15 protein-coding genes are annotated in these 13679 nt (G+C 64.7%); 12 read left to right on the top strand and 3 right to left on the bottom strand.

The window, feature by feature from the left end; all coding sequences use genetic code 11:
• Positions 1 to 11 precede the first annotated feature (11 nt).
• Genes RV1423_RS17470 through gltK form a run of 3 tightly spaced genes read left to right on the top strand, consistent with a single transcriptional unit; the run spans position 12 to position 2019 of the window.
• Positions 12 to 590: a carboxymuconolactone decarboxylase family protein gene (locus RV1423_RS17470; protein WP_034299466.1), complete on the top strand. Its 579-nt coding sequence runs from the start codon at positions 12 to 14 to the stop codon at positions 588 to 590.
• Positions 590 to 1318: an amino acid ABC transporter permease gene (locus RV1423_RS17465; protein ID WP_034299220.1), complete on the top strand. Its 729-nt coding sequence runs from the start codon at positions 590 to 592 to the stop codon at positions 1316 to 1318. The genes RV1423_RS17470 and RV1423_RS17465 overlap by 1 nt, the downstream gene beginning before the upstream one ends.
• 14 nt (positions 1319 to 1332) lie before the next feature.
• A complete protein-coding gene (gene gltK / locus RV1423_RS17460) occupies positions 1333 to 2019 on the top strand; it encodes a glutamate/aspartate ABC transporter permease GltK (RefSeq protein ID WP_034299217.1) in 687 nt (228 codons plus the stop codon).
• On the opposite strand, the gene RV1423_RS17455 is transcribed toward gltK, so the two are convergent.
• Together RV1423_RS17455 and RV1423_RS17450 are read right to left on the bottom strand one after the other, a co-directional pair.
• Positions 2016 to 2975 (bottom strand): glyoxylate/hydroxypyruvate reductase A, encoded by a 960-nt coding sequence (locus RV1423_RS17455; RefSeq protein ID WP_034299214.1) that lies wholly within the window; start codon positions 2973 to 2975, stop codon positions 2016 to 2018. The genes gltK and RV1423_RS17455 overlap by 4 nt on opposite strands.
• On the bottom strand, positions 2972 to 3799 hold the full coding sequence (locus RV1423_RS17450; protein WP_034299210.1) for an IclR family transcriptional regulator: 828 nt from the start codon (positions 3797 to 3799) through the stop codon (positions 2972 to 2974). The genes RV1423_RS17455 and RV1423_RS17450 overlap by 4 nt, the downstream gene beginning before the upstream one ends.
• 213 nt (positions 3800 to 4012) lie before the next feature.
• Here RV1423_RS17450 and RV1423_RS17445 point away from each other — a divergent pair, with 213 nt between their 5' ends.
• From RV1423_RS17445 to RV1423_RS17410, 8 genes are all read left to right on the top strand, one after another.
• Positions 4013 to 5110: an ABC transporter ATP-binding protein gene (locus RV1423_RS17445; protein WP_051516741.1), complete on the top strand. Its 1098-nt coding sequence runs from the start codon at positions 4013 to 4015 to the stop codon at positions 5108 to 5110.
• Complete coding sequence (locus RV1423_RS17440; protein WP_034299207.1) at positions 5107 to 6015, top strand: ABC transporter permease; 909 nt, start codon at positions 5107 to 5109, stop codon at positions 6013 to 6015. The genes RV1423_RS17445 and RV1423_RS17440 overlap by 4 nt, the downstream gene beginning before the upstream one ends.
• 3 nt (positions 6016 to 6018) lie before the next feature.
• A complete protein-coding gene (locus RV1423_RS17435) occupies positions 6019 to 6813 on the top strand; it encodes an ABC transporter permease (RefSeq protein WP_034299204.1) in 795 nt (264 codons plus the stop codon).
• A complete protein-coding gene (locus RV1423_RS17430; protein WP_034299201.1) occupies positions 6810 to 7121 on the top strand; it encodes a (2Fe-2S)-binding protein in 312 nt (103 codons plus the stop codon). The genes RV1423_RS17435 and RV1423_RS17430 overlap by 4 nt, the downstream gene beginning before the upstream one ends.
• Positions 7118 to 8602: an NAD(P)/FAD-dependent oxidoreductase gene (locus tag RV1423_RS17425; RefSeq protein ID WP_051516740.1), complete on the top strand. Its 1485-nt coding sequence runs from the start codon at positions 7118 to 7120 to the stop codon at positions 8600 to 8602. The genes RV1423_RS17430 and RV1423_RS17425 overlap by 4 nt, the downstream gene beginning before the upstream one ends.
• Complete coding sequence (locus tag RV1423_RS17420; protein WP_034299198.1) at positions 8599 to 9780, top strand: FAD-binding oxidoreductase; 1182 nt, start codon at positions 8599 to 8601, stop codon at positions 9778 to 9780. Before RV1423_RS17425 ends, RV1423_RS17420 begins: the two co-directional genes overlap by 4 nt.
• Entirely contained in the window at positions 9777 to 10847 is a 1071-nt protein-coding gene (locus RV1423_RS17415; protein ID WP_034299195.1) for an ABC transporter substrate-binding protein, read from the top strand. Before RV1423_RS17420 ends, RV1423_RS17415 begins: the two co-directional genes overlap by 4 nt.
• 296 nt (positions 10848 to 11143) lie before the next feature.
• Entirely contained in the window at positions 11144 to 11503 is a 360-nt protein-coding gene (locus RV1423_RS17410) for a hypothetical protein (RefSeq protein WP_034299190.1), read from the top strand.
• A gap of 61 nt (positions 11504 to 11564) precedes the next feature.
• Here RV1423_RS17410 and RV1423_RS17405 read toward each other — a convergent pair whose 3' ends face one another.
• Positions 11565 to 12140 (bottom strand): SRPBCC family protein, encoded by a 576-nt coding sequence (locus tag RV1423_RS17405; protein WP_231502336.1) that lies wholly within the window; start codon positions 12138 to 12140, stop codon positions 11565 to 11567.
• Positions 12141 to 12532: 392 nt separating this feature from the next.
• Here RV1423_RS17405 and RV1423_RS17400 point away from each other — a divergent pair, with 392 nt between their 5' ends.
• Positions 12533 to 13585: a LacI family DNA-binding transcriptional regulator gene (locus tag RV1423_RS17400; RefSeq protein WP_034299185.1), complete on the top strand. Its 1053-nt coding sequence runs from the start codon at positions 12533 to 12535 to the stop codon at positions 13583 to 13585.
• Positions 13586 to 13679: the final 94 nt, after the last annotated feature.

Genomic DNA, 13679 nt, shown 5'->3' with positions numbered 1-13679 from the left:
GGAGCGACAACATGACCCAACCACGCCTGCCGGTATTCGATCCGGCGCATGCCACGGCGGAACAGAAAGCGCTGCTGGACGACATCCTGTCGGGGCCGCGCGGCAATCTCAACGGTCCGTTCGTGAGCTGGATCCACAGTCCCGAACTGGGCCAGTTGGCGCAAAAGCTGGGGGCCTATTGCCGCTACGGCACCGGCCTGCCGCTGCGGCTGTCCGAGCTGGCGATCCTGACGACGGCGGCGCAATGGCAATCGCAGGCGGAGTGGCATATCCATCAGCCGATTGCCGTCGATGCCGGCCTGTCGGCGCAGGTCGCGGAACAGATCCGCCTCGGACAGACGCCGTCGTTTGAACAGGAAGACGAGCGCGTGGTCTGGTCCTTCGCGACGGAACTGTATCGCGACAAGCGCGTCGCCGATGCGACGTATGCGCGTGCGGCGGAGTTGTTCGGTCTCAGGGTGGTGGTCAACCTGATCGGCCTGCTCGGTTATTACGCATTGGTTGCGATGACGCTCAATGTCTTCGGCATGCGCGCCGAGGGCCAGGCCGCGCTGCCCTTTCCCGAACCGCCATCCTGCGGGAAAGCGTGATGGACTATCGCTGGAACTGGAGCGTCTTCCTTACGCAGGCCGCCGACAACCAGACCTATGTCGACTGGCTGCTGTCGGGACTGTCGGTCACGCTGGCCCTGGGTTTGTCGGCCTGGCTGATCGCGCTGGCGCTGGGTACGTTGCTGGGCATCATGCGCACCGTGCCGAATCGCTGGCTGCGCGGCGTCGCGGCCGGCTATGTCGAACTGTTCCGCAATGTGCCGCTGCTGGTGCAGATCTTCATCTGGTATTTCGCCATGCCTGAGCTCCTGCCGTTCGGCATCGGCGACGACATCAAGCGCATGAGCCCGCTGGCGCAGCAGTTCGTCACGGCCATGCTGTGCCTCGGTTTCTTCACCGCCGCGCGCGTGTGCGAGCAGGTGCGTTCCGGCATCGGCGCCTTGCCGCCGGGGCAGAAGAACGCCGGCCTCGCGATGGGATTCACGCTGGCGCAGACTTACCGCTACGTGTTGTTGCCGATGTCGTTCCGCATCATCCTGCCGCCGCTGACGTCCGAGTTCCTCAACATCTTCAAGAACTCGGCGGTGGCTTCCACCATCGGCTTGCTGGAGCTGGCGGCACAAGGACGCCAACTGGTCGACTATACCGCGCAGCCGTACGAAGCCTTCATCGCCGTGACGCTGGCCTATATGCTGATCAACATCACGGTCATGACGCTGATGCGTCGGCTGGAAGCGCGCGTGGCCCTGCCCGGCTTCGCCCGATAAGGAGCAGGCGCGCCATGAGCTATCAATTCGATTTCAGTTCCATCACGCCGGAAGCCGTCAAGGTGCTCGGCCACGGCATGGCGGTCTCGCTGCAGATCACGGCGACGGCGATCGTCTTCGGCATTGTCTGGGGCACGCTGCTGGCGATGATGCGCCTGTCGCCGTCGAAGCCGCTGCAATGGTTCGCCACTGGCTACGTCAACCTGTTCCGGTCGATACCGCTGGTGATGGTGTTGTTGTGGTTCTTTCTGATCGTGCCGCAGTTGCTGCAGAAGCTGTTCCATCTGTCGGCTTCCAACGATCTGCGCATGACCTCGGCGCTGGCGGCGTTCTCGTTGTTCGAGGCGGCGTACTACGCCGAAATCATCCGCGCCGGCATCAAGAGCGTCGCGCGCGGCCAGATGGCGGCTGCTTCCGCGCTCGGCCTGACGTACAGCCAGAGCATGCGCCTGGTCATCCTGCCGCAGGCTTTCCGCAACATGATTCCGCTGCTGCTCACGCAAGGCATCATCCTGTTTCAGGACACCTCTCTGGTTTATGTCAGCGCGCTGGCGGACTTCTTCGGACGCGCGTACAGCATCGGCGAACGCGACGGCCGCATCATCGAACTGCTGTTCTTTGCCGGTGCGGTCTACTTCGTCATCTGCTTCGGCATCTCGCTGCTGGTCAAACGCAGCGTCAGGTCCCAGGGCCTGTCCTAATACCCGCGCTGCCGGTCGTAAACATGCGGCGCCGACGCGCCGCTCTCGATGGCGCGGATCACGGTCGCGGCCTGGCGTGCGCGTTCGCGCCGCGACGGCGTCGCTGCGCCGTGCGGCGTGACGATGACGCGCGGATGATTCCATAACGGCGATTCGGCGGGCAGCGGTTCGACCGCGAAGACATCCAGCAGCGCCGAGGAGATATGGCCTGCATCCAGCGCCGCCAGCAGGTCTTGCGTCTGCACATGCGTGCCGCGCCCGACATTGATGATCGCGGCGCCGGCCGGCAATTGTCGCAGCAGGTCGGCGTTGATGATGTCGCGCGTGTCTTCGGTATCGGGCAACAGGCAGAGCAGGATATCGGTGCGCGCCAGAAAAGCGCCGAATTCGTCGGTACCGGCGTAGCAGTCGATGCCGTCGACCGTGCGCGGCGAGCGCGCCCAGCCCGCCGTGATGAAGCCGAGGCGCGCATGCATGCGGGCGCAAGCCAGTCCCAGCGCGCCCAGTCCCATGATGCCCACGCGCGTTTCCACCGCGGTGTGCGGCGTGGCGAATTCCTTCCACAGGCGTTGCGACTGCTGGGCGATCATGCGCGGCATGTCCTTGAGCAGCATCAGGCTGCTCATGACGGTGAATTCCGCCATGCGTTGCACCGTGTCGCCGGTCACCATGCGTATCACCGGGATGTCGGCCGGCAAGGCCGGGTCGGCCAGGATGTGGTCGACGCCGGCGGCGCTGCTGAGGACGGCTTTGAGGTTCGGATAGCCGGCGATGCGTCCGGCTTCGGGCTGCCACACCAATACATATTCCACTGCGCGGGAATCGACCTCGGGGTCGTTCCACCAGCGCACATCGACTTCCGGCGCGAACTTGCCGAAATGCGCGCGCCATTCCGCCACCGCCTCGGCGCCGCCCGATTTGACCAGCAACAGCGGCCGACGGCCGGCGGCGCTCATGCGGTTTCTCCGGCCGCGCCTGCCGCATGCATGGGCCGGCGCAACGCCGGGTCGAAAGGATTGATGCGCTTGCTCAATGCATCGGCTTCGCGCTTGAGGATTTGCACCACCGTCGGCAGGCGGTCTTCGCTCAGGCGCGTGGTCAGCGTGCCGACGCTCAGCGCGGCGACGATCTGGCCGCTGCAGTCGAAGATCGGCACCGCCAGTCCCGCCATGCCATCCAGCAAGCCGGCGTTGCGCGCGGCGTAACCGCTCTGGCGCACGCGTTCGATTTCCGTGCGCAGATAGACTTCGTCGAACACGCCGAATTCGCGGATGCGCGGCAAGTTGTAGCGAATCACTTCTTCGCGTTCTTCCTCGGGCAGGAACGCCAGGATCGCCAGCGCGCCCTGACCCACGCCGAGCGCGACGCGACCGCCGATGTCGCCGGTGAAGGCGCGGATCGGAAACGGTCCGTCCACGCGATCCACGCACACCGCATCGAAGCGCGAACGCACCAGCAGGAACATGGTGTCGCCCAGGCTGCCGCACAGCCGCAGCAGCACCGGCCGGCACAGGCTGCGCAAATCCCAGCCGTTGCCGGCGCGCGCCGCCAGGCTGAACAGGTCCATGCCGAGGCGGTACAGCTTGCTGCGCTCGTCCTGTTCGACCATGCCCTCGGTCGCCAGCGACTGCAGCAGGCGATGCGTCGTGCCTTGCGTCAGGCCGATGTCTTTGGCGATCTGCGTGACGCGCGCGCCTTGTGCTGGTGCAGCGGCGAGTGCGCGCAGCACCGCAAAGGTTCGTTGGATGCCGTTGGCCGGCAGGGTAGGTTCGGACGCCATATCGATAGAGTGGAATGCTTGTGACGGTCTGGTTTCATCTATTCCATTGAGTGGAATAAATATAAAAAATATCCTGTTTGGTGAAATACGATAGCAGAATTGGCAAGGAAATTGCATCAGGTATGCAATAACCTGTCCGATTAAAGCAATTCGGATACCCGCTGCACCATGCCGGATCGCGCTCCCGGCCGATCATTCTGGAAAGGGCCTGCCATGTCGTTTCTCACGCTGACCAATGTCAGTAAGTTCTATGGGGATACCCAGGCGGTATCGTCTTTCAACCTGAGCGTCGAAAAGGGCGAGTTCATTTCGCTGCTCGGTCCGTCCGGCTGCGGCAAGACGACGACGCTGCAGATGATCGCCGGTTTTGAAAACGTCAGCGGCGGCCGCATCGAACTGGACGGGCGCGACATCACGCACGCCAAGCCGAACACCCGCGGCCTCGGCATCGTGTTCCAGACCTATGCGTTGTTCCCGCACATGACGGTGGAGCAGAACGTCGCGTTCGGACTGGAGATGCGCAACTGTCCCGCGGCCGAACGCCGCGAGAGAGTCGCGCAGGCGCTGGCGCTGGTGCATCTGGAACAACACGGCAAACGCTATCCGCGCGAAATGTCCGGCGGACAACGCCAGCGCGTCGCCCTGGCGCGTGCGCTGGTGATCCGGCCGCCGGTGCTGCTGCTGGACGAACCCCTATCCAACCTCGACGCCAAGCTGCGCGAGGAAATGCAGTTCGAGCTGCGCGACATCCAGCGCAAGGTCGGCACCACCACCATCATGGTCACGCACGACCAGAGCGAGGCGATGTCGATCAGCGACCGCGTGGTGGTGATGGAAGCCGGCCACGTCACGCAAGTCGACCGGCCGCTCGATGTGTATGAACATCCGGCCAATCGTTTCATTTCCACCTTCGTCGGCAAGGCCAACCTGCTCGACGGCAGCGTGCTACGCCAGGCCGGCGATTATGCCGACATCGACGCCGGCGGCCTGACGCTGACGCTGGCAGCCGCCGACAGCGGCTTGCGCGCCGGCGCACAGGTATTGCTGGGGCTGCGTCCCGAAAAGCTGAAATGCGTGGCGGCCGGGCACGGGCGCTGCGACGGCCAGGTCCGCCAGCGCTTCTTCCTGGGCAGCCAGTGGATGTACAGCATCGCCACGCCGCTGGGCGAACTGACCGTGCTCAGCGCCAACGACGGCGCCGACATGCTGGAACAGGGGCAGACCATCGGCATCGACTGGAACGACCATAGCCTGCGCCTGATTTCGGCGAGCCGCATGCCCTCCGCTGCGGCGGCGGAGGTGACGCAATGAGCGCGGCGCCGGCCCTGCCCGCCGCGCCGGCGCTTGCGCCCGCGCCGACGGCGATGCACCGCCGCAGCCTGCCCTGGCTGATGTCGGCGCCGGCCATCCTGCTGTGCGGCGTAATGCTGCTGGTGCCGCTGCTGCTGACCGTGATCCTGTCGTTCAACGTGTTCGATGCCGACGCCGGCCCGCAAAGCGGCACCTTCACGCTGGAGCATTACCGCGCGGTGCTGGGCGATCCTTACTACTATCAGATTTTCTGGCGCACCTTCTGGATTTCCGGGCTGGTGACGCTGATCTGCATCGCCGTCGGCATGCCCGAGGCCTATATCCTCAATCGCATGCGCAAGCCCTGGCGCTCCATCATGCTGCTGGTGGTGCTGGCGCCGCTGATGATTTCGGTGGTGGTGCGCGCCTTCGGCTGGAGCATGCTGCTGGGGCCGGAGGGATTGATCAACGGCACCTTGTCGGCCTTCGGCATCGGCCCGTTCAAGATGCTCTACACCGAGACGGCGATCGTGGTCGCGCTGGTGCATGTGATGCTGCCGTTCATGGTGATCCCGGTCTGGACCTCGCTGCAAAAAATCGACCCCGGCGTGGTCAACGCGGCGCTGTCGCTCAACGCTTCGCCGTTCACCGCGATGCGCCGCATCATCCTGCCGCAAATCATGCCCGGCGTGCTGTCGGGCAGCCTGATCGTGTTCGGCCTGTCGGCCAGCTCGTTTGCGATTCCCGGCCTGCTGGGCGGACGCCGCCTGAAGATGATGGCGACGCTGATCTACGACGAATACCTGCACGAACTCAACTGGCCGCTCGGCGCCGCCATCGCCTTGCTGCTGCTGCTGGCGAATCTGGTCATCATGCTCGGCTGGAACCGCATGATCGAACGCCGCTACAAGAAAGCGCTGGGATAAATCATGAACAAGAACGGACCGATTGCGCTGCTGTTCAACGCGCTGGTGATCAGCTTCATGCTGGCGCCGATCCTGGTGGTGTGCGTGATCGCCTTCACCCCGGAAAACACCCTGACCATTCACGGCCCGGAACTCTCGCTGCGCTGGTTCAAGGCGGTATTCGACTATCCCGATTTCGTCAGCTCGTTCTGGAACAGCCTGTGGCTGGGGCTGTCCGCGGCGACGATTTCCACGGTCATCGCGGTGCCGGCTGGCATGGCGCTGATCCGCTATCCGATGCGCTGGAGCGGCGTGCTGCAAGGCTTGTTCCTGTCGCCGCTGATCATTCCGCATCTGGTGCTGGGCGTGGCGCTGCTGCGCCTGTTGACGCTGATCGGCGGCGCCGGCAGTTTCGGCTGGCTGATCCTGGCGCATGCGCTGGTGGTGACGCCTTACACCATGCGCCTGGTGATGTCGGCGCTGATCGGCTTCGACCGCAGCGCGGAACACGCGGCGCTGTCGCTGGGCGCGAGCAAGACCACGGTATTCCTGCGCATCACCTTGCCGATGATCTTGCCGGGCATCACCGGCGGCTGGCTGCTGGCCTTCATCAACAGCTTCGACGAAGTGACGATGTCGATCTTCGTGACCTCGCCGTCGACCGTGACGCTGCCGGTGCGCATGTATATGTATGCGACCGAATCGATCGATCCGATGATGGCGGCGGTGTCGGCGCTGATGGTGGCGATCACCGCCGGCGCGATGGTGATCCTGGATCGCGTCTACGGACTCGATCGCGTGCTGGTGGGGCGCTCATGAACGCCGGCCTGCCCCGTCCGCAATTCTTCCGCGTCGCCGAGAGCGCGCGCCGGCCGGTTTCCTTTGTGCTCGACGGCAAGCCGGCTACCGCGCTCGAAGGCGACACCGTCCTGACCGCGATCCTGTCGTGCGCCGGCCATGTGCGACGCAATGAATTCAGCGGCCAGCCGCGCGCCGGTTTTTGCATGATGGGCGCATGCCAGGACTGCTGGGTGCAGACCGCCGACGGCGAAAAGCTGCGCGCCTGCTCGACCTTCATCCGCGCCGGCATGCAATTGCTCACCGATGCGCCGGGAGAATCGCAATGAGCGGATTGCCTCCGATCATCGTCGGCGCCGGTCCGGCCGGCGTGCGCGCCGCGCAAACGCTCGTGGCGCACGGTTTGCGGCCGGTCCTGCTGGATGAGGCGCCGCGCGCCGGCGGGCAGATCTACCGCCAGCCGCCGCCGGGATTCCGCCGCAGCAAGAAAACGCTTTACGGTTTTGAGGCAGGCCGCGCGGACGCGATCCATCGCGTGTTCGGCGCACTCGCCGGCAAACTGGACTATCGTCCGGAGACCCTGGTGTGGAACGCGCAGCCCGGCCTGCTCGACGTGATGCATACCGGGACGCAGGCTGCCGACAGCATTGCCTGGCAAGACGTCATCGTCGCCACCGGCGCGACCGACCGCGTCTTGCCCTTTCCCGGCTGGACCGTGCCCGGCGTGTACACCTTGGGCGGCGCGCAGGTGGCGCTCAAGTTCCAGGGCTGCGCCATCGGCCGCAAGGTGGTGCTGGCCGGCACCGGTCCGCTGCTGTATCTGGTCGCCTATCAATACGTCAAGGCCGGCGCCGAAGTGATGGCGGTGCTCGACAGCAGCAGCCTGTCGGATCGCATCGCCGCGCTGCCGGACATGCTCGGCCAACCCCTGCTGCTGCTCAAGGGAATGTACTACCTCGCCTGGCTGCACGCGCATCGCATACCGCTCGAAAGCCATGCGCGCGTGTTGCGCGTCGAAGGCGACGCGCATGTGCGCGCAGTCGTCTGGCGGCGCGAAAGCATGACGGCCGATGCGCTCGCCGTCGGTCCCGAACGATCGATCGACTGCGACGCCGTCGGCTTCGGCTATGCGCTGCGTTCGGAGACGCAACTGGCGGACTTGCTCGGTTGTCGTTTCCGTTTCGACGCCGTGCAGCGCGCTCACCTGCCCGAGCGCGACGACGCCGGACGCAGCAGCGTGCCCGGCGTGTATCTGGCGGGCGACGGCGCTGGCATCATGGGCGCCGACGCCGCCGAACTGGCCGGCGAACGCGCCGCGCTGGCGCTGCTGCACGATCGCGGCGTGCGCGTCGACGCCGCGCGGGCCGATCTTTTGGAACGCCGGCTGGCGCGCATCGCCGTGTTTCGCAAGGGACTGGAGCGCGCTTTTCCCTTTCCGCACAAGTGGGCGCAACTGGCGGACGACAAGCTGATCGTCTGCCGCTGCGAACACATCAGCGTCGGCGAATTGCGGCAGGCGGTGCGCGACGGCAATGTGCAGGAAATGAACCGGCTCAAGGCGCTGACCCGGGTCGGCATGGGCCGCTGCCAGGGACGCATGTGCGGCGCCGCCGCCGGCGAGATCCTGGCGCAGGCGAGCGCCGTGCCGCTGGCGCAGGTCGGACGTTTGCGCGGACAGGCGCCGGTCAAGCCGGTGCCGATCGGCATGCGGATGTCGGCATTGTCATCGGCATCGTCATCCGCATCAGTATCAGCGTCGGCAGGCTCCTCCGTTTTCAGCGTGGCGCTGGCCGCCGGGGAGGACGAATGAAACGTCACGTCAGCATCCGGCGCATGGCCGCCGATGTCGTCATCGTCGGCGGGGGCATCGTCGGCGCCTCGGCTGCGCTCGCGCTGGCCGTTGCCGGGCGCAAGGTGGTCTTGCTGGAACGCGACCTGTGCGGTTCGCGTTCCAGCGGCATCAATTACGGCGGCGTGCGCCGGCAAGGCAGGCCGCCGTCGCAACTACCGCTGGCGCAGCGCGCGCACCGCATCTGGGAAGGCCTGCCCGAACTTATCGGCATCGACGGCGAATACGTGCGCAGCGGCCATTTCAAACTGGCCCGCAGCGCAGCCGACATGCAGGCGCTGGAAGCGTATGCCGAGATCAGCAAGCCGTTCGGGCTCGGCATCGAACTCATCAGCGGCGCACGCTTGCGCGCGCAATGTCCGTGGCTGGGCGGCGCGGTGGTCGGCGGCTCCTTGTGTCCGGAAGACGGCCAGGCCAATCCGCGTCTGGTGGCGCCGGCCTTTGCGCGCGCCGCGCAGCGTGCCGGCGTGCAGATCCTGGAGCGTTGCGAAGTACGCGAAGCCGGTTACGACGGCACGGCGTTTTCGGTGCGCGCCGAACTCGACGGCGAGCCGCTGCAAGTGCGCGCCGCTGTCATGATCAACTGCGCCGGCGCCTGGGCCGGCAAACTGGCGGAAGGTTTCGGCGAGGCGGTGCCGTTGTTCAGCGGCCATCCCAACATGGCGGTGACCGAGCCGATCCCGCATTTTTTGCCGTGGAGCCTGGGCGTGGAGGGCGGCTCGATCTATTGCCGCCAGGTCGGGCGCGGCAACGTCGTGCTGGGCGGCGGCCGCGGCTATGCGCAGGACGAGCGTCGCGCGCGCTCCTCGCATGAGGCGATCCTGTCCTTGCTGCCGCAGGCGGTGGAATTGCTGCCGGCATTGCGCCACGTTCACATCATCCGCACCTGGAGCGGCGTCGAAGGCTACCTGCCGGATCGCCAGCCGGTGCTGGGGCCGAGCGGCACGCAGGCGGGCCTGTTCCACGGCTTCGGTTTTTGCGGCGCCGGTTTCCAGATCGGACCGGCGGCCGGCGAAGTGCTGGCCGAGCTGATCCTTCACGGCCGCAGCGACACGCCGATCGACGCTTTTTCCATCCGCCGTTTTCTTCCCGTTGCAGATTTCAACCTTGTTCCCGAACCAGAAAGGAAAATTCAATGATTTCGCTTTCATCGCTTTCCGCCGGACGCCGCCGCGTCGGATTCAGCCTTGCCCTCGCCGGCATGCTGGCGGCCGCCGCCGGCGCGCATGCCGAAACCAAGACGCTTTACATCGGCATGAACGGCGGCAATATGGAGAAGACCTACACCCAGTACGTGTTCGGTCCCTTCGAGCAAAAATATAACGTCAAGGTGGTGGTGGTGCCGGGCGGTTCTTCCGACATTCTCGCCAAGGCGCAGGCCGCCAAGGACAAACCGCAGATGCACCTGATGTTCCTCGACGACGGCGTGATGTACCGCGCCATCGGCATGGGCCTGTGCGAAAAGCAGAAACCCAATCCGAATCTCGCCGGCATTCTTCCCGTCGCCCATATCAAGGGCGACATGGCCACCGGCGTGACCATCAGCATGACCGGCCTGGCCTACAACACCAAGGTCTACGCCGACAAGGGCTGGGCGCCGCCGACCTCGTGGCTGGACCTGGCCGATCCCAAGCTCAAGGGCAAGGTGGTGTTCCAGTCGCTGTCGTCGTCGACCTTCGGCCTGCATGCCTTCCTCGCCTTCAACAAACTCAAGGGCGGCACCGACAGCAACGTCGAACCGGGCTTCGCCGCCTGGCCGAAGACTGTCGGTCCCAACGTCGTCGAATACATCGCCAGTTCCGCCAAGGTATCCGAAATGGCGCAGACCGGCGAAGCCGCCCTGTTCCCGTACACGCCGACGCAAGTCACGATCCTGAAGAGCAAAGGCATCCCGGTCGAATATGTGCATCCGAAAGAAGGCGGCGTGGTGTTGATGGTGGCGCAATGCGTGATCGCCAACAACAGCGAACCGCAACTGGCGCAGGAATTGGCGGCCTATCTGCTGAGCCCGGAAGCGCAAGGCAAGGCGCTGGAAAACGGCAGCTTCAATCCGACCAACACCAAAGTCCAGGTCACGGGCACAGCCGCGGCGGAACAGAAACGCCTGAACGACTACGTGAAGAATTCGCGCAACGTCGACTGGGACGAGGTCAACAAGAATCGCGCGGTGTGGAATACGCGCTGGAACCGCACCATCGAACGTTGAACGAGGACACTCTGTTGACGACGTGCATTGTTGTCGTCGGATCATGTTGCCGGCAGGCTTGTTGACACACGGTCAAGCCTGGCTGCGCGGCGGAAACATGTCGCTTCTGCAAGTCGGCGGGCAGCGGAACGAAGTTGCCCGCCGTTTGCAAAAACTCTTTGCAATCCTTCCTTGCACTTCCCCTCCATCTTTACTAAATTGGGTATTCCACCAGAAAAACTGCTTGCCTGAAGAGCGAACGCGAGGGTGGAAATAGCGCATAACACGCTCGAACTGTCATCCCGAGGAGCACAGTAATGAGTCCCGCCACATCTGCCGTATTGGAAGAACGCGCTGCAAGAACCTACGCCGAGGCGCCCGGCATTGACATATCACCCAGGCCGCAACGCCGCCGCGAACATTTGCAGGTCACCTTGATGGAGCTCGATCCGCGTGAGGTGGTGGATGGCGTGGTGCTCGACAACGGCCTGTTCCTCGCGCCCGATCCGATTCCGGTCGGCGCCATGCGCGAGACCTGCCCGCATTGCGACGGCGTGGCGCTGCAACTGGTGTTGCGCCGCCATCAGGTCAAACGCTCGCACTTGTTCTGCACGCAATGCACGCGTTGCTACGATGCATTGTGCGAGGGCGGTTACTCGATACTCGGAATAATCTGAGCCGGTCCATCTCGGGTTGCGATGGCGGCGCATGTTGGCGGCTCATTGGCGGGCCGCTTTTCTATTTTCGCTCGATCTCCGCTTTCACCGCCTTGAGCATGTTGCGCAGGTCGCGCTTCATCAGCGTCGCGCCGAACAATGTCGGCACATAGAAATCCGGCGCGATCATGCCGCCATAGGCGATATGCGTGCGGCCATCTTCGAGCGGTTTCAATTCCCAGCGCGCCTGGTACTCGCGCATGTTGCCGCTGACCAGCCGGATGTCGATGGCGTTGATCGGTTCTTCCGTGACTTGCAAGGTCAGGTTGACGGCTTGCCGGATAAACAGGAATCTGGCGAAGCCGGATTGCACGACAATGCGCTCATCGCCCTGACTCGACACCACCTGCGAGGCGGACAGGTTCGGCACGAATTCGGCCAGCCGGTTGTAGTCCGTCAACACCTTCCAACTGCGTTGCGCATTGGCATCGACCACGATGCCGGTCTTCACTTCAAACAGCGGATAGCCCTTGGCACGGCTCAACATCACGTCGACATCGGGCTGCGCAAAATCCGGCGGCGCGGCACTCGCGCGGGCAGGCCCGACTGTCAATGCAAACAGCAAGCAGGCGGCGGAAGCAAGGGCAAAGAGGCGCAAGAGCGTTCCTCCGGAAAAATGGCGCGGCATGGCACGATGATGAACGTGCATCCGAGTATGCATCAACCAGAATGGTATCGCTACCATATTGTGCGATGTTAGAACTCATTTCATCAATAGGCGCGAGATGCGTTCTTCCCAGAAAGGGCGCTGGCAAGGCGTGCCACGCGCAAGGAGCGCAACGCGGCCAGCGCCCTTTCTGGGAAGAACCCGAAGGGGGCGGCCTCTTTGGGCGAATTGCCGCGTTACGAATTGGGGGCAAGACGGTCCAGTCTTGACCCCAATTCGCGCCTTGCACTTCATCCCAAACAGGATAAGCTCGCACTCACGCCTATTGATGAAATGAGTTCTAGAATCCTGCCATGAGTAAAACACGCCCACCTGACGTTTCCATGACCGTTGTCGACGCGCCGTTGCCCGTGCCGCGCAAAGGCCGCAAGGGCGCCGGACTGACGCTGCGCGATGTCGCCCGGCTGGCCGGCGTGGCGCCGATTACGGCATCGCGCGCCCTGAACACGCCGGACGCGGTTTCCGAGACCGTGCTCAGGAAAGTCCGCGACGCCGTCGCGCGCACCGGCTATGTACCCAACCTGCTGGCCGGCGGCCTGGCATCCAGGAAGAGCCGGCTGGTCGCAGCCGTGGTGCCGACCATCGTCGGCCCGATTTTCCTCGAAACCGTGCAGTCGCTGACCGAGTCGCTGGCCGACGCGGGCTATCAGTTGATGCTGGGACAGAGCGGCTACGAAAACTCGCGCGAAGACGCCCTGCTCGAAGCCATCATCGGCCGCCGTCCCGACGGCGTGGTGCTGACCGGCATCATGCGCTCGGCGGAGTCGCGCAAGCGCCTGCTGGCCAGCGGCATCCCGGTGGTGGAAACCTGGGACCTGACGCCGACGCCGATCGACATGCTGGTCGGCTTCTCGCACGAACACATCGGCGTCGCCGTGGCGCGCCACCTGCACGCCGCCGGTCGCCGTCGCGTGGCCGTGATCGCCGGCGTCGACGAACGCAGCCGCCGCCGCGCGCGGGCGTTTTCCGATGAAGCGGTGCGCCTCGGCATGGCTGCCGCCGGCGTTGCGGAAGTGCCGTCGTGCATGGTGCCGGCGCCGACCACGCTGGGCAGCGGCCGCAGCGGCCTGAGCCGGTTGCTGGCGACCGACGCGCGGATCGACGGCGTGTTCTGCAGCTCCGACATCCTCGCCATGGGCGTGATGATCGAAGCGCAGGTGCGCAACATCGCCATTCCCTCGCAACTGGCGGTGATGGGTTTCGGCGACCTCAGCTTTTCGCGCGACCTGCATCCGCAACTGACCACCGTGCGCATCGACGGCACCGGCATCGGCAAGGCGGCGGCGCACTTCATCATCGAGCGCGCCGAGGGGCGGGAAGTCGCCGACCGCGTGCAGGACATCGGCTTCACCATCATCGAAAGAGAGAGCGTCTAGCGGCAAGCCGGCACACCGCCGGCGGCGGCAACGCTGCTCCCTGCCATTCGCGTATGCCGCGTTTCATTGTTGTTTCAACAATATTTCCTGATTG

Origin of the sequence: Herbaspirillum sp. RV1423 (assembly GCF_000577615.1) — a bacterium.
GTDB lineage: Bacteria > Pseudomonadota > Gammaproteobacteria > Burkholderiales > Burkholderiaceae_D > Herbaspirillum.
The sequence above is the reverse complement of the archived record's forward strand: the minus strand, read 5'-3'. Positions and strand labels throughout refer to the sequence as shown.